Annotated in this window: 16 protein-coding genes, 1 tRNA gene and 2 pseudogenes; 6 read left to right on the top strand and 13 right to left on the bottom strand. The window is 54.6% G+C overall.

Features of this window, described 5'->3' with window-relative positions; genetic code table 11:
• Nucleotides 1-90: 90 nt before the first annotated feature.
• The 9 genes from ACOMDU_RS02075 to ACOMDU_RS02035 all read right to left on the bottom strand — a co-directional run bounded on the left by ACOMDU_RS02075 (nt 91) and on the right by ACOMDU_RS02035 (nt 6,867).
• Nucleotides 91-1,878 (bottom strand): VirD4-like conjugal transfer protein, CD1115 family, encoded by a 1,788-nt coding sequence (locus tag ACOMDU_RS02075; RefSeq protein ID WP_421128802.1) that lies wholly within the window; start codon nt 1,876-1,878, stop codon nt 91-93.
• Nucleotides 1,875-2,351 carry a PcfB family protein gene (locus ACOMDU_RS02070; RefSeq protein WP_421128801.1) on the bottom strand — a complete coding sequence of 159 codons (477 nt, stop codon included), beginning with the start codon at nt 2,349-2,351 and terminating at the stop codon, nt 1,875-1,877. The genes ACOMDU_RS02075 and ACOMDU_RS02070 overlap by 4 nt, the downstream gene beginning before the upstream one ends.
• Nucleotides 2,352-2,433: 82 nt before the next feature.
• Nucleotides 2,434-2,781, bottom strand: a complete 348-nt coding sequence (locus ACOMDU_RS02065; protein ID WP_118740230.1) for a DUF7768 domain-containing protein — start codon at nt 2,779-2,781, stop codon at nt 2,434-2,436.
• A 48-nt stretch (nt 2,782-2,829) separates the two neighbouring features.
• Nucleotides 2,830-3,666, bottom strand: a complete 837-nt coding sequence (locus tag ACOMDU_RS02060) for a DUF6017 domain-containing protein (RefSeq protein ID WP_421128800.1) — start codon at nt 3,664-3,666, stop codon at nt 2,830-2,832.
• Between the two features lie 27 nt (nt 3,667-3,693).
• Entirely contained in the window at nt 3,694-4,476 is a 783-nt protein-coding gene (locus ACOMDU_RS02055) for a phosphoadenosine phosphosulfate reductase domain-containing protein (RefSeq protein WP_421128799.1), read from the bottom strand.
• A gap of 34 nt (nt 4,477-4,510) precedes the next feature.
• On the bottom strand, nt 4,511-5,014 hold the full coding sequence (locus tag ACOMDU_RS02050) for a hypothetical protein (protein WP_421128798.1): 504 nt from the start codon (nt 5,012-5,014) through the stop codon (nt 4,511-4,513).
• 19 nt (nt 5,015-5,033) lie between these two features.
• Nucleotides 5,034-5,297, bottom strand: coding sequence for a DUF5720 family protein (locus tag ACOMDU_RS02045; RefSeq protein ID WP_021633188.1), 264 nt, complete (start codon nt 5,295-5,297; stop codon nt 5,034-5,036).
• A complete protein-coding gene (locus tag ACOMDU_RS02040; RefSeq protein ID WP_421128797.1) occupies nt 5,287-5,901 on the bottom strand; it encodes a hypothetical protein in 615 nt (204 codons plus the stop codon). The genes ACOMDU_RS02045 and ACOMDU_RS02040 overlap by 11 nt, the downstream gene beginning before the upstream one ends.
• Before the next feature lie 51 nt (nt 5,902-5,952).
• Complete coding sequence (locus ACOMDU_RS02035) at nt 5,953-6,867, bottom strand: ParB/RepB/Spo0J family partition protein (protein ID WP_421128796.1); 915 nt, start codon at nt 6,865-6,867, stop codon at nt 5,953-5,955.
• A gap of 261 nt (nt 6,868-7,128) precedes the next feature.
• Here ACOMDU_RS02035 and ACOMDU_RS02030 point away from each other — a divergent pair.
• The 3 genes and pseudogenes from ACOMDU_RS02030 to ACOMDU_RS02020 form a co-directional block, all read left to right on the top strand.
• Nucleotides 7,129-7,359: pseudogene (locus ACOMDU_RS02030) on the top strand (tyrosine-type recombinase/integrase); the annotation flags it as partial.
• A 341-nt stretch (nt 7,360-7,700) separates the two neighbouring features.
• Nucleotides 7,701-7,862 (top strand): annotated as a pseudogene (locus tag ACOMDU_RS02025) (tyrosine-type recombinase/integrase); the annotation flags it as partial.
• Nucleotides 7,863-8,008: 146 nt separating this feature from the next.
• The gene (locus ACOMDU_RS02020; RefSeq protein ID WP_421128795.1) at nt 8,009-8,641 is read left to right on the top strand and encodes a GyrI-like domain-containing protein; all 633 of its coding nucleotides are present in this window, start codon (nt 8,009-8,011) and stop codon (nt 8,639-8,641) included.
• A 572-nt stretch (nt 8,642-9,213) separates the two neighbouring features.
• On the opposite strand, the gene ACOMDU_RS02015 is transcribed toward ACOMDU_RS02020, so the two are convergent.
• Nucleotides 9,214-9,876 carry a hypothetical protein gene (locus tag ACOMDU_RS02015; RefSeq protein WP_419046620.1) on the bottom strand — a complete coding sequence of 221 codons (663 nt, stop codon included), beginning with the start codon at nt 9,874-9,876 and terminating at the stop codon, nt 9,214-9,216.
• A gap of 394 nt (nt 9,877-10,270) precedes the next feature.
• Here ACOMDU_RS02015 and ACOMDU_RS02010 point away from each other — a divergent pair, with 394 nt between their 5' ends.
• A complete protein-coding gene (locus ACOMDU_RS02010) occupies nt 10,271-10,441 on the top strand; it encodes a hypothetical protein (protein ID WP_421128794.1) in 171 nt (56 codons plus the stop codon).
• A 511-nt stretch (nt 10,442-10,952) separates the two neighbouring features.
• Nucleotides 10,953-12,104 (top strand): tyrosine-type recombinase/integrase, encoded by a 1,152-nt coding sequence (locus ACOMDU_RS02005; RefSeq protein ID WP_421128793.1) that lies wholly within the window; start codon nt 10,953-10,955, stop codon nt 12,102-12,104.
• Between the two features lie 117 nt (nt 12,105-12,221).
• Here the strand turns inward: ACOMDU_RS02005 and ACOMDU_RS02000 are convergent.
• Nucleotides 12,222-12,298, bottom strand: a tRNA-Arg gene (locus ACOMDU_RS02000).
• Nucleotides 12,299-12,443: 145 nt separating this feature from the next.
• Nucleotides 12,444-13,964 carry a sodium/proline symporter gene (locus tag ACOMDU_RS01995; protein ID WP_421128792.1) on the bottom strand — a complete coding sequence of 507 codons (1,521 nt, stop codon included), beginning with the start codon at nt 13,962-13,964 and terminating at the stop codon, nt 12,444-12,446.
• A 212-nt stretch (nt 13,965-14,176) separates the two neighbouring features.
• Between ACOMDU_RS01995 and ACOMDU_RS01990 the strand changes: the two genes are divergently transcribed.
• Nucleotides 14,177-14,767 (top strand): hypothetical protein, encoded by a 591-nt coding sequence (locus tag ACOMDU_RS01990; protein ID WP_421128791.1) that lies wholly within the window; start codon nt 14,177-14,179, stop codon nt 14,765-14,767.
• A 91-nt stretch (nt 14,768-14,858) separates the two neighbouring features.
• Here ACOMDU_RS01990 and asnA read toward each other — a convergent pair whose 3' ends face one another.
• The gene (gene asnA / locus ACOMDU_RS01985; RefSeq protein ID WP_421128790.1) at nt 14,859-15,869 is read right to left on the bottom strand and encodes an aspartate--ammonia ligase; all 1,011 of its coding nucleotides are present in this window, start codon (nt 15,867-15,869) and stop codon (nt 14,859-14,861) included.
• Nucleotides 15,870-15,974: the final 105 nt, after the last annotated feature.

Here is a 15,974-nt window from a genome sequence, read left to right as displayed (position 1 = left end):
TAGTACCTCCGAAAAATATGTTTTAGATTTTGGAGGGTACATTTCTTCCACGAAGTTTCATCGAGCCGTTGTCAAATTAGGCTGCCGCCGTCAGGCGACAGGTTCGCCGGAAAGGTCTGCCTGATACACCTCAACTGCATCATCCGGCTTGAGCTTGAGGCGATGGGACAGAAAACGCTCTATGTCAAAGGCGTATTTCCTGTCATAATCCGCTGTGTAGCGGTAGAGGGGATGCTTGGTGAGATCATATTTGTTGGACAGAAACGGGCGGACGCCGCGAAGCTGCAAGATGCACTTGCCGCCATCCAACACGGCAAGCTCATCCACGCTCATCAGCTCCTTGCCCAATTTCTGATAGTTCAGCGAATGGGAAACCTCACGGCCACGGCTCTCACCGGTGTTATAGCTGTCGATGGTTTCCTTGCCCAGCGCCGCCGCCAGCTCTTTCAGCGTACCGGGTTCCTTTCCACCCAAAAAGATGGAGCAGTCCATGTTGCCGACAATTGTATCCGCGCTGTCTTTATACAGGGCTTTGAGCTGGCTCTGTGCCTGTAAGACAAGGCAGCAGGAGATTTCTCTGGAACGGATCGTCGCTACCAGCTTTTCAAGTCTCGGTATCTGGCCGATATTCGCGGCCTCGTCGATCAGGCAGCGGACATGAACCGGCAAGCGCCCGCCGTACACATCGTCGGCCTTTTCACACAACAGGTTGAAAAGCTGGGTATAGCACATGGAAATGAGAAAGTTAAAGGTATCATCCGTATCGGACATGATGATGAACAGGGCGGTTTTTCGGTCGCCCAGCGTGTCAAGTTGCAGCTCGTCATAGGCCGTCAGCTCCCGCAGCTCCTGAATGTCAAAGGGAGCCAGCCGTGCGCCGCAGGAAATCAAGATGCTTTTAGCGGTCTTGCCGGCACTTAGCTTGAATTTGGCATATTGGCGGACGGCGAAGTGATCCGGCTTGCGCTTTTTTAGCTCCTCGAACATCAAATCCACCGGATTTTTGAAGTCCTCATCGTCCTCACGCACCTCCATCGCATTGATAAATTCAATGAGCGTGGAGAAGTTCTGTTCCTCCACCGGCGCTTCATAGTGGATGTACCCGATGAGGGCGGTGTAGAGCAGCGTTTCCGCTTTCACCCAGAAATCGTCACCGGCTTTACCCTCGCCCTTGGTGTTGGCGATCAGCGTCGTGACCAGCTTCAAAATGTCCTTTTCCGAGTGGATGTAGGCGAACGGATTATAGTGCATGGACTTCTTGAAGTTCAGGGAATTGAGAATCTTGATCTGATACCCGTTCTTTTGCAGCGCATGGCCGCAGGAAACCACGATGTCCCCTTTGGGATCGGTGACGACGAAGCTGGTGGGATAGGTTTTTGATGTGCATTGGAGCAGATTGGGCTTCAACCAAAAGCGGGTCTTGCCCGAACCGCTGCCGCCGACGATCAGGACATTTTTGTTCCGCGCCGTTTTCGGGTCTTTGGGGCGGCTATTCATCGTTAGCCGCTCCGTCTGCGTGAGAATGATGTTGTTCTCAAATGCGGGATCGACGTAGGGCTTGATGTCCTCGGCGGTTCCCCAACGGGCGCTGCCGTACTCCAGATTTTTGCGGAATTTCTTTGCGTTTTTGCCCTTGATATAGACCGCCAGCCGAATGGCGATGGCGGCGGCAACGCCCACGCACAGGTCAATGGGATGAAAGCTGGGGACAAGGGAGTGGAACGCCGTGTTCAGACCGGTCATAATGTTCAGCAGCTTCGTGGAAGCGTCCGAACCGGGAGCCATCCGCACCGCCTCGCTGACCTTGGTGGCCAGCAGCGCGATGAACACATACGGAATATTGGGAAGAATGAGCTTTTTGACGTTGAGCTGCTTCATCGTTCCAGCTCCTTCCGCTTTGTCCTGTCCACCACAGCCGCCTGAATGAGCAACTTGAAGCGTTGCAGCTTTTCCAGCACCGAGGGGCGTTCCGCCTTCCTGACCTGTTTGGCAGTGTATTCCTTGAACGCGGCGGTCATGGCGTCGGCGTCCGGCGCTTTGAAGAACACCATGTACCGCTTTTCGCCCTTGACCTTGAATGGAGCAAAGTCAATGCCATACTTCCGGGCAATCCGATTGAATGAGCCGATATTCTGATCGGTGACTTCAATGCTCTGCAATCCCTTATCCTTGGCGGCAAGCTGCTTGACGGTCATTTTTCCGTGGGGATTGGCCTTGCCGTGCTGATATTTCTGATAATCGTTTTTTAGCTGCTCCAGCAGCTTGGCAACGGCCTTGCGAAATTCCTGTTCACCCAGCTTTCCGCAGGAGATCATCAGGGATACGATTCTCTGTTCAACTTCTTCCTGCATGACTTATCACGCTCCTTTCCTCCGATTTGCAGGGAGAATGCCGGGACACTAAGGCGGTACCACCAGCCGGTGCAGAAGATGCTCATTCATTTCTGCGCCCCTGTCCCTTGACGGTCAGGATGCCGTCCAGCGTGGTGGCGGTGATCCGCAGGCGCTCGGCCACGGCGATGTCGTTTTTCACGCTTTCATTCACGGTGCTGCCGCAAACCACCAGCACACGAGCGCGGCGCAGATACTCCCGTGCCATGTCGATGCAGTCCTTATGCTCCTGCGGAATCTCATCGCGTAGGAACAGTGGCAGAAACAGCGTGGGGCAGACGGGCGAAAAGCCCGCGTCATAGACCGCCCTGCAATACTTGGCGGCATTTTCGGTGTTCTCAAACTCATTCTCGCTCCACGGAGCGGTGATGTAGGCAAGGGGGCGTTTCATCGGTATCAAATCCTTTCTCCCGGAATCGGGCATGAAAAAAAGCGGCCTTTAGGGGCCGCCGTGAAAATCGTGATTGACCAGCATGGCGTAGTGGTTGTCGATGGTGGAAACAGAGTTGAACAGCGCCGCCATGAGATAGGCTTTCGTATTCCAAACGCGGGTGGTGTTCTCGCGGATACCGTCCATGACCTTTTCGATGTGCATGGAGGTGATCTTTTCAAGGCGCTGTTGCACGAAGCCGGTGGGATACTCCGCATCCCGCCCGATCTTGACTGTGGGGCTGCGGTTCATAGCAACCTCCAGCATAATCTCCACCAGCTCATCAAGCCGCATCCGGTCATACTGCTGACAGAGAATGTCGTATTCGATTTGCTCTCTGATCTCCGCTTTTTTCTCAAATCCGTCCGTCATTCCGTCCGCCTCAGGCAGAAAGAATGAATGAGTGCTTGATAGATCAGTATTTGATTTTTGAGTATTAGATTTCTTAGTATTTAATTGCGCGGGATTATCCGTATCTGGTGCCTCCGTATCCGGGTTATCCAGATACGGGTTTTCCGTATCTGGTAAAGTCGTATCCGGTGGAGAGGTCTTTCGGGGCTTCTCGAAGATGGTGTACTCCGTGTCGGAAATGCGCCCGTCCTTGCCGCGAAGCTGACGGCGGATGATGTAGCCCGCCAGTTCCAGCTCCTTGAGCGTTTTCCCGATGGCGTCCACGCCCTCCTTGCAGATTGCAGCCAGCCCCCGCGTGGTGTAGTTCCACTCGTCGGGGAGGGAGAGCATCATGGAGAGCAGCCCCTTGGCTTTCAGGGAAAGATTGCTGTCTTTCAGGTGATGGTTGCACATCACCGTGTAATCCTGCGTCCGTTCAACGCGAAATACAGCCATATTGCTTCAATCCTTTCCGCAGGGCAGTCAACCTGTTTGGCCGTCCTCCTCGGCAAACCGCGTATCCAGCCGCTTTACGCTCCAGTTCTGCTTGAACTGCCCCAGCGGGCCGGTGCCGAACTGCGCCAGCGCACGGCGATCCAGCTCCAGCAGCTTTTCCCAAAGCTCCGGGTGATGCTTTCGCAGCTTCCGCAGCTCGTCGATACGCTGGAACGGGCAGCACCAGCAGGACGCACGGTGGTAAATCTCATACAGCCCGCCGAAGTCAAAGCCACGGTCGTAACAGGCTTGGAGCGCCTGCGCCTCCGTGATGCCCCATTCCACGAGGGGATACCGCTCATCCTTGCAGCGCCACGCTTCATCGGCGGCGATACCGACATAGTGGATCGCGCCCAGCTCGCCTTTGAGCCGGTTGACATCCTTGGTGATGAGGTGCGTTTTGAGCTGCCCGGTACACCAGCGGACGCGGATTCCCGGCCAGCCGTTGCCGTAGGGCGGGATGCCCAGTCTTGCGCGGTTTTCCAGACTGCGGGGCTTCTGCTTGGGTTCATCGAACATCAGGTATTCAAAGCCCTTGGGATGCCGCAGCGTGGTAATATGGATGCCGCGCTCCCGGAAAAGATGCTCGTCCAGTTTGGCAAGGTGTTCGTACATTTCCGGGAACTCCATGCCGGTGTCCGCTGACAGCACCATGTCGATGGGCATACCTCGTTCGATCATCAAAAGCAGCATGGCGGTACTGTCCTTGCCACCGGACAGGCTGACGGCGTGAAACTGCTTGCCGTTTGTATTCTGAATGGTTTCCCGCATGGGGAAGCCGCTCCGTTTTCACTCCTTTCCCACATCACAGCTCATAGATGGGCTGCTCGTGTTCGTAGTAGGGATCACACAGGGCGGCAAGTTCGGCCACCAAGTCCTCCAAATCCAGAGAAATCTCGCTGTCCGCCCAGTCGCTGCCCTTGTAGACGCGGTACTCGGTGACGTATTCGCCTTCTCCGGCGTTCACGCTGAATTTGGCAACGACGGCAAAGCCCATATCCTCCAACAGCCACAGCTCCATCGACCGGGCAGCAAACACCGCGCCGATATAGCTGTCGCCCACGTCCTCATAGAGAAGCGTCGCTCGCTGCTTGAACAGCTCCGAGCTGCGATAGTCCAAGCTCAGCGCATTTTTGCCGTCTGCGCGATAGGCATAGACCGTTTCAGCCTTGTTCCAAACGGCTTGCAGCAGGGCGTGATAGTCGATGTTTTCCAGAAACTCGTCGATCTCTGTTTCCGTGTAGCCGACCTCTGTACCCTTGCGGAACAGCGTGGTCAGCGCATTTTCCAGCTCTGTTACTCTGCTCATGGTAATTCCTCCAATCATTTTAGTGACGCCGCTTTTTCCGGTCAGGGAGGATATGCCCCTCAATGACGGCGGCGTGTTTGCGGATTTTGATTTCTCCGCGCCTCTCAGATGCCTGCGCCTTGGCATATCCCACGTCGGAGAGGAACAGCCGCAGCCGTTCGCCCTTTTCACCCACAGGGGATTTCCACGACAGGACATCGAAAATAATCATGTGGCGGGTTTCGTCCATAAAGCGCTCCAGCGCAAGGATGCTGTGACCGCCGACAAAATCATCAGCGTTCATATTCCGCACCTCGCGCTCTGATCTGAAAGGCGGCAAGCCCATAGCGGGCGATCAAAGTGGCGTTGACGATCAGGCGCAGCGCCTCCGGGTCAATGACCTCCGGTTCCGCTAAGTCCGCCATCGTGACGGCCTCCGTCTTGTCGCAGAGGTCGCGCGCTGCCATGAACAGTGCGTAGTTGTGCGGCGAAGTGCTTTTCAGCACCGCATAGCCGAACTCAATCCCGGCCTTGCAGAAGCAATTTGCCGTGCGGCGGTAAATGTCGTCATTAGAGGTCAGCAGGTACATGGCCGCATAATAGGCGTTGGTATCCCTGCGGCGGCGGTAGCCCTGCACGGCGCATTGATACTGCATTCGGCGCTCATGCTGCTCGTTGCTCCAAAGGCTTCCGGGATAGTGCTTGATCAGCAGGTTCAGGCGCTGGAACAGGCGGCGTTCATGGGGAAATGTCTCTAAGACTGCCTCGCGGTAGCCGACCACACCGGCCTCGATGCGCTCGGCCAGCCACGGGCAGCGCAGGGCGGTACAGCCCAGCTTTTTCACATACTCGGTACAGAGCTGGCAGCTCACATCCTTGGGGGTATATTTGAATGTGTTGATATACATGGCGTCCTCCTTTTGGCATGAAAATAGCGGACAAACAAACTGCTTGTCCGCTCATCGGCTCTGATCGCGCTGGCGCTTTTTCTGCCATGCGTCCAGTAATTTGAAGATGGTGTTCTCGATCTGAAATGGGGTATAGGAACGTGGGAAATATTTGCGGAGCTTTTCACCGGAAAGGGTGATGTCGTTCTTCTCCGGTTTCTTCTGCTCCATCATAATGGAGAGCATGGTGTCCTCATTCAGCTCACCGCTTTGACTGAGCTTTTTCATCCGTTGCGCCTGAGAGAGCGAGGGGGTGGCCTGCTCGCTGTCGATGGTTTCCAGAAGCAAGCCCTGCTCCTTGGGCGTCAGCGCCGCGATCTGGTAGGCGGGACTGAGGGCGATTTTCTTCTCGTCCACCATCTGCTGAAGCTCCGGGACTAACTGCGTCAAGGCGATGTAGTTGCGGATGGTATCTCCGCTCACCCCGGCATCCTGACCAACTTCATCATCGCTGCGGAACTTCGCCGAAATTTTCGGCGAAGTCAGATCCGTTCGTGCGCCCTGCCGCTTGATGGCCTCCATCTTCATCTTGTAGGCTTTGGCTCGTTCGGATGGAAGAATATTCTCGCGCTGGAGGTTGCTGTCCACCATGATGATGGTGGCAGCGTCCCGGTCAATGTCACGGACAATAACCGGCATGGTGGCCAGTCCTGCCAGCTCGCAGGCGTGTTTGCGTCGGTGGCCTGCGATCAGCTCATAGCCGCCGTCCTCCCGTGGCCGCGCCAGCGCGGGGACGAGGACGCCGTATTCCTTGACGCTTTCGGCGGTTTCCTGCATGGACGCATCCTCCCGCACCTGAAAGGGATGATCCGGGAACGGATGCAGCTCGGAGAGTGGAATCTGAACGACCACTTCCTGCTGTGGTTTCGGCTTTTTGGATGGCGCGGGCTTTTTGCCCGGTTCTTTTTGCGCTGTTTTTTCAGGCATTGTGTTCCTCCTGTTGGCATCTGATTTTGGGTACAAAAAAAGGACATTTCTTCTTTTCAGAGGAAATGTCCTGATTTCTTGGACGGACTGACAGCCCGCCCAAACGGTATTTTATTTTTGTCGTTACTATAACACCCCCTACGAAATAACTACTTCGCGGCTCGATTTTTCGGTTTGGAAAAGGATGAAAAACCTTGCCAGATAACCGAAAACCCTTGATATACGGGGCTTTTCCGGTTTGTCGTAATTATACCGTAAGGGCACACCTTCGCCACCAATGCCCTCGCCCACGGAATGGACATTAAGACGCTGTCCACCATCCTGGGCCATGTCTCCGCGGCTACCACGCTGAACACCTACTCCCACATCACGGAGGAGATGCGGCGGCAGGCGGCGGCGAGGATCGACGCGGGCATCGCCAAAGCGCAGCCGCTGCCGGCAGAAGAAAACGCACTACAAGAGCGCACGATGACCGACTTCCAGGCAAGAAAGCGATGGAGCAGACGGACGGCATAACAGGAAGCAGTCCACCCCGCCTGAGGGAAATCCCTGGCGGGGCGGCTTTTCGCTGTCTGTGGGCAAATATGTGGTCAAAGGGGTGCGGCGCAGAACGGAATGCTTAGATTTGTGCTGTAAATACACCTGTTTGCGGCATATTTGGCAATATGCAGGAGGAATAATCCACAGAAACCTCGGGTGCGCTCAGTTGCGCTGGCAGAAACAAAGATAAGCGGCGGTTGAGAATTGATAACTTTCTGATAATAGTGTGGCTTCCCCATAGCTTTTCTCTGCCTTTTACGGTATTGTGTACCGTTACAAAGGAGGTCGATTTTATGCCAAAGCGACGAGCGAACGGGGAAGGGAACATTCGCAAGAGGAAAGACGGCCGATGGGAGGGCCGGTACACGGTTGGCCGAGATCCAGAAACCGGCAAGGCCATCATCAAAAACGTTCTCGGCAAGACGCAGACCGGGGACAGCGTAAAGGGCGAATTGATTTATAATCAAGCGAGGAACTCAGGGCAGAAAGCTGTCCGGACTTTTCTTATATCTCACAAAAGTTGCGGTAGAATTGTTTACAGGTTTGTGGTATCATTTGAACGTAAAAAGAGAGAGGCAGATCATCACTTGAGGAGGCAGCTATGGCTTTTGATTTCAAGAAAGAATACAAAGAGGTCTATATGCCGAAGAACAAGCCGGAGATCGTAATTGTTCCGAAAGCAAATTATATTGCGGTCAGAGGAAAAGGGGATCCTAACGAAGAAGATGGGGCATATCAGCAGGCGATCAGCGTGTTATATGCTGTTGCATACACCTTAAAAATGAGCTATAAAACGGATCATAAAATTGCTGGTTTCTTTGAATATGTGGTTCCTCCGCTGGAAGGCTTCTGGTGGCAGGAGCATATAGATGGCGTGGATTACACCGATAAGTCCGCGTTCAACTGGATCTCCGTTATCCGCTTGCCTGATTTCATAACGAAAGAGGACTTTGAATGGGCGGTCGATACTGCGGCGAAAAAGAAAAAGCTGGATTACTCCTCGGCGGAGTTTTTGACGATTGATGAAGGTTTGTGCGTTCAAATCATGCACTTGGGAGCGTTTGATGATGAGCCTGCGACCGTCGCGCTTATGGACGCGTATTTGGAGCGGAATGGATATGCGAATGATTTGAATAAGGAACGACTACATCATGAGATCTATCTGTCCGACGCGAGAAAGGTCGCTCCAGAAAAACGGAAAACGGTTATTCGGCATCCGATAAAAAAGATTTAGATACGCTGTTTGCCGAACGGACAAAAACCTTCAGGAACGAGAGGGCATGTTCGTTCGACACCTTGGGCCATGCGCGTATCCATCCTATTGGGACATGGGTCAAATTCCTGTGTCCGCTTTATGGGGTATAGTTTAACGCCCGTTTGGGTCAGCGTTTGGGTCAGAAAAAAGCAGCATCCAAAAATGACAACTTATAAAAAGCAAAAGTCCTCGAAATCAGACGATTTCGAGGACTTTTGGCACGCCGTGAGGGATTCGAACCCCCGGCCTTCTGGTCCGTAGGTTGTCTCACGCACAAATCGGAGCTGTTTCGGCTCCGATTTGTGCTTTTTGCCGCCGTTCGTTCGGCAGATTTTCCGTTGTTTCCGTCCAGCCCTGCCCGTTCCAATTCCATTCTGGGTCAAAACTGGGTCAAAGGCGTATCTGGAATTGTATAAATTCTGTGTTTCGTTGTTTTATCAGCAGGGATGTTTTTGAATACGCCTTTTAAATTCCTGACAGGGCGGGGACCTGAGTATGAATCGTAGTATGTACCAAAGCCTGAAAAAAGCACCGGGGGCGGATTGTTCCTATTACAACTCTGCTTCGGCGGTTTTGCCCCGCTTGCGGCGTTCGTGCTGATCATCAAGGAGGGCCACACAATAGAGAAGCAGAATAATAAGCGATGCGCCAAGAACATAAACAAACAGTTCCACAAGATTACCGTTTGGATCTTCCCGCAGATCCAGATAATTGTTGCCTAACAAGGCCGTATACTGTTCAGCCGTTGTGCCCAGCAAGTCCATGAGAGCATCCAGATTCTCAGACGTCATTTGCTTGACGATACCGTCGGCGCGGTATGACTGTGGTATGGTGCCTGGAACTGTAAAATCAGAGTTGCTGTATTCAACAATGTCCGCAAAGTTTTCAAAGATCACATCATTCATGGAGACGATGCACATGGTCTCATCCGTGCCAACCGCCAGATAAAAACAATTATTTTCCTCGCCACCCGAAATTTTCAGGAGCCAGTTGGAGAGGTGTTGAACATCCAGATAGCAGTAATCGCCCTGCTTTGCTTCCAAAGTAAAGGGCTCTGGCTGGGGTGGTGTCCGGAAATGCACATAGCAAAACACGCCCAGGGAAAGCAGGATGCCGAAAGCTGGAAGAATGAGGAAGAGACGATGGTCATCCATCCATTGCAAGAGCTTTTCAAGGGGCTTTCCCAGCGTTTCCAAAGGAAAAAAGGCAAACATAAAGAGAATCCTCCTCACTCTGTTTTTTCATCCTATGGCTTCCGATTTGGTGACACCATAGTACCATGGCGTAAGGCTGTTTGCAATAGTGGTTTTAAGCAAAAGCAGGAAAGCCAAGAACTCCACAGTAAGGGCTGCGCAGCCCAGCGGGGCCGCGACGCCTTCGGAACAGCGACGCGCATAAGCGCATCGCTGCTCCGAAGGCTTTCTGCGTTCTTCAGGTGCGTCTCCGACCAAGACCCAAAAGCGGCAAAGTGCGCCGTTCTGATACCCGGCCGCGCAGGGTTTCCGAACCGCGCAAAACGCTCCGAGGGTAGTAATAGCGCCCCCATCCGAAACGCCCCGTGTTTCGCCGTGTGAGCCGCTGTGTGCGATCCTTTGAGCAGGGCCGAGTGTGTACCCACTTTTGCCTGTGAAAGCAAGCGTGGGGCGTTTGTGGGAGAAGTTGAAAGATGCGATGAAAAGCGGTTTGGAACAGCGTTGTGACGGTAACTTTTTGGCGATATTTGCGGGAACGGTTTTGGGCGAAAAGCCGAACTTTACAGGAGGGTTTTTCGAGCGGTGAGGGCCGTTCGATTTTAGCACAAGATAAAGAGAGGTGCCCGTAATTGGGCACCTCTCAGCCACAAAGCCCCGCAGTGCGGGGCTTTCCGAGGTTTTGAAACCGCAGTCTAAGGTGCACCTTGAGCGGCGTTTTCGCAGTCTTGGGTGAACGTCAGGCACAGAAAAGGCCCGTGGCGGCGGACTTTTCAAGGTGGCCGTTCAGCAGTCGATTGAGAAATTTGCCGTTTTCAACTACCCGAAAAAGTGATTTCCAAGTAAGAGCGTTTTTCAGCGCAGATCGTACATATTTTACGCCGCTGTAGTCAATGGAAAGGGATTCTTGACCGTTCGAAAATCGCACCGCTGTAACTAAAGAGAACGCCCCCGGCAGCGCAGAAATTGCGCCGCAATAGTCAAAGATAAGGCGGCGTGGCTCCGAGGGGCAAATGATAACTTTCTGATAACAGTTCCGCTTTTCGGTAGCTTTTCTCTCTTGAGTACGGTATTGTTCGTTGTCGAAAGGGGCTGATACCATGCCGAAAAGACGAGCGAACGGCGAGGGCAATATCCGAAAACGAAAGGACGGACGCTGGGAGGGGCGGTACACTGTTGGTCACGATCCGGAAACTGGCAAGGCCATCATCAAAAACGTCCTCGGCAAGACGCAAGCGGAAGTAAAAGAAAAACTGAAAAAAGCCATCGAGGAAAACGTCGGTATCGACTACGGACGGGCCAAGACCTACACCGTGGGGAGTTGGCTGGAGGTCTGGATGGAAAACTATGCGAAAATCAAGCTGCGCCCATCGACCTTCAAAACCAGCCAAGGCTTTCTGAAAAACCACATCAAGCCGCAGATCGGCAGCGTTCCACTGGCAGAATTGACTTCTCTGGACTTACAGCGGTTCTACAAGCACCTGCTGGACGGCGGGCGGGTAGACCGCGTCGAGGCCAAGAAAAAGCCGAAAGGTCTGGCCCCAAAGACTGTCCGCAATATCCACCAGATGGTCGGCTCAGCGTACAACCTTGCCATCGAGCAGAAACTGGTGAGCAGGAATCCAACGCAGGGCTGCGCCCTGCCGAAAGTCGAACACAAGGAGATGAAAACGCTGACCGCCGACCAACTCAGCGCCTTCTTTCAAGAAGCCAGGGACAGCGGCGTGTACGAACTCTACTACCTCGACCTTGCCACCGGACTGCGGCGGGGCGAACTGCTGGGACTGAAATGGGCAGACATTGACCTCGACCGTGGTGTGCTGAAAATCCAACGGGCCATTTCCCGGCAGAACGGCAAAGTGGTCGAGGCCCCGCTGAAAACGAAAAACGCCTACCGCACACTGCCACTGTCGGCAGACGCGATAAGCGTTCTGAAAATGCAGAAATGCAAAGTTGGGAACAGCGAATGGGTGTTCCCGTCACCAACAGGAGGCCCCATGTCACCGGACAGCGTCCTGCATATGCTGCAAAGAGTGCTGAAACGGGCGGGACTGCCACGGATACGCTTCCATGACCTGCGTCACACCTTCGCGACGATGGCCCTGCAAAACGGCGTGGACGTGAAAACGGTGTCCTCGATGCTGGGTCACTACTCGGCGGGCTTCACGCTGGACACCTACGCCCACGTCACCACCGACGCCCAACTCAAAGCCGCCCAGACCATGGGGAACATCCTCTCCCGTGCGGTATAGACCTTTCCGCTACCCGCCCCCGTTGGGGTCAGCGTTTGGGTCAGGAAAAGGCAACACCCTAAATACGGAACTTATGAAAAACAAAAGTCCTCGAAATCAGACGATTTCGAGGACTTTTGGTACGCCGTGAGGGATTCGAACCCCCGGCCTTCTGGTCCGTAGCCAGACGCTCTATCCAGCTGAGCTAACGGCGCATGTCTTTCAGACAGCTTACTTATACTAGCACATCCTACCGCAAAATGCAAGAGGATTTTTCATTTTTCTTTGACTTTTTATAAAGCCGGGCCCCGCCAAAAGGCAGAGCCCGGCTTTGCTCACGATAGGGGAGACGGATAGGTCTCAGTCGGCATCCTTGCTGGTGCCCTTATCGAAGATCTCCACAGCCTTTGCGTTTGGTGCGGCGGTGCACTTAGCGACTATGACTGCGATGATGAAGCTGGTGATGAAGCCAGGTACGATCTCAAAAATGCCGGTGGAGGCGGTCAAGCCGGTCAGCAGCCAGCCCAAGTCTACCACAAAGCCGGAGACAACGCCGGCCACAGCACCCTTGTAGTTGAAGCGCCGCCAGAACAGGGACAGCAGGATGGTGGGGCCAAAGGAGGCACCGAATGCGCCCCATGCGTTTTCCACCATATCCATAATCGCCTGTGCACCGCTGCCCTTGGAGTTGGCGATCAGGAAGGCGATAGCGGACAGTACCAGCACCAGAATGCGGCCCACCATCAGCGTTTCTTTTTCTGTGGCATTCTTGCGGAAGAAGGGCTTGTATAGGTCAGCGGTAAAGGAACTGGACGCTACCAACAGCTGGGAGTCGGCGGTAGAGATGGAGGCCGCGATGATGGCCGCCAGCAGCAGACCACAGATAGCGGCTGGGAAGAACTTGCGGGACATGGCGATGAACACCAACTTCTGGCTGCCGTCGGCCAACAACTCAGCGCCCATGATCATACGGCCGAAATAGGCGATCAGCACGGCGGAGAACAGGGAAATGATGACCCAAATGATGGCGACGGTGGAGGACTTCTTGATCATAGAGGGCTTCTCAATGGACATGAAGCGCACCAGAATGTGAGGCATACCGAAGTAGCCCAGACCCCAGCCAAGGCCGCTGACGATATCCTGCCAGCTGGCGCTGAAGATGCCGCCGCCGAAATCACAGGAGACGACCGCACCGGAGGCGGCGTCGGTATATTCGTATACCGTAGTCAACGCCGTGGGATCCAGCAGCTCGCGGTGACCAAAATAGACTACGATAGGTACCAGCATCAGTGCTAACATCATCAGCATACCCTGGAAGAAGTCCGTCCAGCATACAGCAGTAAAGCCGCCGAAGAAGGTATAGGCTACGATGATCAGCAGGAACACCAGCATGGCGACCTTGGGGGAGATCTCCGGAAACAGCGTATTGAACACGGAGGTGCCGGCAACCAGGGCAGAGGCCACATAGATGGTATAGGCAAACAGGAAAATCAGCGCGCACACCAGCTGGAGCGTGCGGGAGTCCACGCCGAACCGGTTGGTCAGATACTGCGGCACGGTGATGGCGTCATCCGCGGCCTTGGAGAAGGTACGCAGGCGCTTGGCGCATAGGATCCAGTTAGCGGCGGTGCCTAGCGCCAAACCGATGCCAATCCACATCTGTCCGAAGCCAAAAGCCAGGATAGAGCCGGGCAGACCCATCAGCAGCCATGCAGACATATCGGAGGCCTGTGCGGACAGGGCCGTGACCCAAGGACCCATGGACCGGCCGCCCAGGAAAAAGTCCTCGCTGTTTTTGTTGGAGCCGTTGAAATAGAAGATCAACGCAACGCCCAACAGAATCACAAAGTAACCCAAAAATGTAATGATTTCCCAATTCATAGTTTCTCCGTCCTTTTGCTAAGTTCTGTCTTGCTTTTCTTAAAAATACACCAAATCATAGTATACAACACCGAGAGGTGTTTGTAAATCTTGATTTTGGACTTTTTTGCTTTAATTTGATATATGGCGGCATTTTTGCGTGCATTCTCTTGTCAGAGGGCGGAATTTGTGGTATGCTGAAGACAAGAAATCGAGAGAGAAGGTATTTGCCCATGGATGCCAGCTTCAAGACGTGCATGTTCGGCGGCTTCGACCGTCAGGATGTGGTCACGTTTATCGAAAAAACCGCCGAGGAGCACCGTACGGCGCTGGAGACGCTGCAGACGGAAAATGATACGCTGCGCCGTGAGCGCGACGATGCGGTGGCCGAGAACGACACACTGCGTCTCCTGGCGGAGGAGGATGCCCGACTTCGGGACGATAATACCCATCTGGAGCAGCAGGTACAGGCCCTGCAGCAGCAGCTCGCCGCCGTACAGGCGGAAAACGATGCGCTGCGCGGCCCGGCAGGGGAGTACCAGTCTCTGAAGGAGCACGTGGCGGACATCGAGATCAGCGCCCATCGCCGTACAGAGGAATTTCGTGCCCGTGCCATGGAGCGTCTGGGACAGTGTATTGCCCAGCAGCGCCTGTGGTGCAGCCAGCGCCGCAGCACCTATCTGAACATGAATACCGCGTTGGCCGAGCAATTGCGCGCTGCCCAGGAGGCGGTGGACAGCGCCGACTTCGCCGCCTTTGATGATATGATCGCTGAGCTGCAGCGGTTGGAGGATGAGCTGAAAAAGCCCGACCCGCAGCTGTAAGAGAGCAAAAGCGCCCCGCAAAGCGGGGCGCTTTTATGATAAAAGGACCGCCTTGCGGCGGTCCTTTTTTGCTGTGATTTACGTTCCGGGTTTACAGGATCATGACGCCGGCCTTTTCGCAGGCTTCCACGGTCTCCTTGTCCCACAGGCTGGCCTGCACTTCGCCGATGTGGCAGGTGCCGATCATCAGCATACACAGACGGCTCTGGCCGATGCCGCCGCCAATGGTCAGGGGCAGCTGGCCCGCCAGCAGCATCTTGTGGAAGGGCAGCTCGCGGCGGTCGTCGCAGCCGCGCTTGTGCAGCTGGTAGTCCATAGCGGCCTCATCCACACGGATGCCCATGGAGGAGATCTCAAAGGCGCGGTCCAGCACGGGGTTGTACATCAGGATATCGCCGTTCAGGGACCAGTCGTCGTAGTCAGGGGCGCGGCCGTCGTGAGGCTTGCCGCTGCGCTTCAGGTCATCGCCGATCTGCATTAGAAACACGGTGTGGTGCTCCTTACAGATCGCATCCTCACGTTGCTTAGGCGTATAGTCGGGCCAGCGGTCCTCCAACTCCTGGGTGGTGACAAAGAACACCTCGCGGTCCAGCTTGGTGTGCAGGCTGGGGAACGCGATCTGCAGGGCGTCGTTGGTCTCTACCACAGCGCCCACGATGGCGCGCACGGTCTGCTCCAGATAGGCCACGTTGCGGTCGCGGCGCTCGATGACCTTCTCCCAGTCCCACTGGTCCACATACACGGAGTGGAGGTTGTCCACTTCCTCATCGCGGCGGATAGCGTTCATATCGGTGAACAGGCCCTTGCCGGGCTTGAAGTCGTAGCGCTTCAGCGCCAGACGCTTCCACTTGGCCAGGGAATGCACCACCTGGCCCTGTGCGCCCACATCAGGGATATCGAAGGACACAGGGCGCTCCACGCCATTGAGGTTATCGTTCAGACCCGAATTCTCCTCCACGAACAGGGGAGCCGAAACGCGCCGCAGATTGAGCGCCTGCCCCAGATTCACTTGGAAATTGCTCTTGATGAACTCGATTGCGCGCTGCATCTCATAGGTGGACAGCGGCGTCTTGTACCCAGCAGGGATCGTCACTTTGCTCATGCGTGAAACACCTCTCTTATAAAAAATATGTTGCCATTATAGGCGAACCCTCCGCAAAATGCAAGAGGAATAACCGCAAAAATTTACAGGATATCCATCGTATGT

The organism is Vescimonas sanitatis, from assembly GCF_049060325.1.
GTDB classification, from domain to species: Bacteria; Bacillota; Clostridia; order Oscillospirales; family Oscillospiraceae; genus Vescimonas; species Vescimonas sanitatis.
Note: the sequence above shows the minus strand (reverse complement) of the source record. Positions and strands in the feature narration are given on the sequence as shown.

Coding starts and splice junctions, on each gene's coding strand:
- ACOMDU_RS02060 (WP_421128800.1), bottom strand. CDS start 3,666: ATGGCTGTATTTCGCGTTGAACGGACGCAGGATTACACGGTGATGTGC.
- ACOMDU_RS02070 (WP_421128801.1), bottom strand. CDS start 2,351: ATGCAGGAAGAAGTTGAACAGAGAATCGTATCCCTGATGATCTCCTGC.
- ACOMDU_RS02005 (WP_421128793.1), top strand. CDS start 10,953: ATGCCGAAAAGACGAGCGAACGGCGAGGGCAATATCCGAAAACGAAAG.
- ACOMDU_RS02050 (WP_421128798.1), bottom strand. CDS start 5,014: ATGAGCAGAGTAACAGAGCTGGAAAATGCGCTGACCACGCTGTTCCGC.
- ACOMDU_RS02020 (WP_421128795.1), top strand. CDS start 8,009: ATGGCTTTTGATTTCAAGAAAGAATACAAAGAGGTCTATATGCCGAAG.
- ACOMDU_RS02045 (WP_021633188.1), bottom strand. CDS start 5,297: ATGAACGCTGATGATTTTGTCGGCGGTCACAGCATCCTTGCGCTGGAG.
- asnA (WP_421128790.1), bottom strand. CDS start 15,869: ATGAGCAAAGTGACGATCCCTGCTGGGTACAAGACGCCGCTGTCCACC.
- ACOMDU_RS02055 (WP_421128799.1), bottom strand. CDS start 4,476: ATGCGGGAAACCATTCAGAATACAAACGGCAAGCAGTTTCACGCCGTC.
- ACOMDU_RS02015 (WP_419046620.1), bottom strand. CDS start 9,876: ATGTTTGCCTTTTTTCCTTTGGAAACGCTGGGAAAGCCCCTTGAAAAG.
- ACOMDU_RS02075 (WP_421128802.1), bottom strand. CDS start 1,878: ATGAAGCAGCTCAACGTCAAAAAGCTCATTCTTCCCAATATTCCGTAT.
- ACOMDU_RS01990 (WP_421128791.1), top strand. CDS start 14,177: ATGGATGCCAGCTTCAAGACGTGCATGTTCGGCGGCTTCGACCGTCAG.
- ACOMDU_RS02065 (WP_118740230.1), bottom strand. CDS start 2,781: ATGAAACGCCCCCTTGCCTACATCACCGCTCCGTGGAGCGAGAATGAG.
- ACOMDU_RS01995 (WP_421128792.1), bottom strand. CDS start 13,964: ATGAATTGGGAAATCATTACATTTTTGGGTTACTTTGTGATTCTGTTG.
- ACOMDU_RS02040 (WP_421128797.1), bottom strand. CDS start 5,901: ATGTATATCAACACATTCAAATATACCCCCAAGGATGTGAGCTGCCAG.
- ACOMDU_RS02035 (WP_421128796.1), bottom strand. CDS start 6,867: ATGCCTGAAAAAACAGCGCAAAAAGAACCGGGCAAAAAGCCCGCGCCA.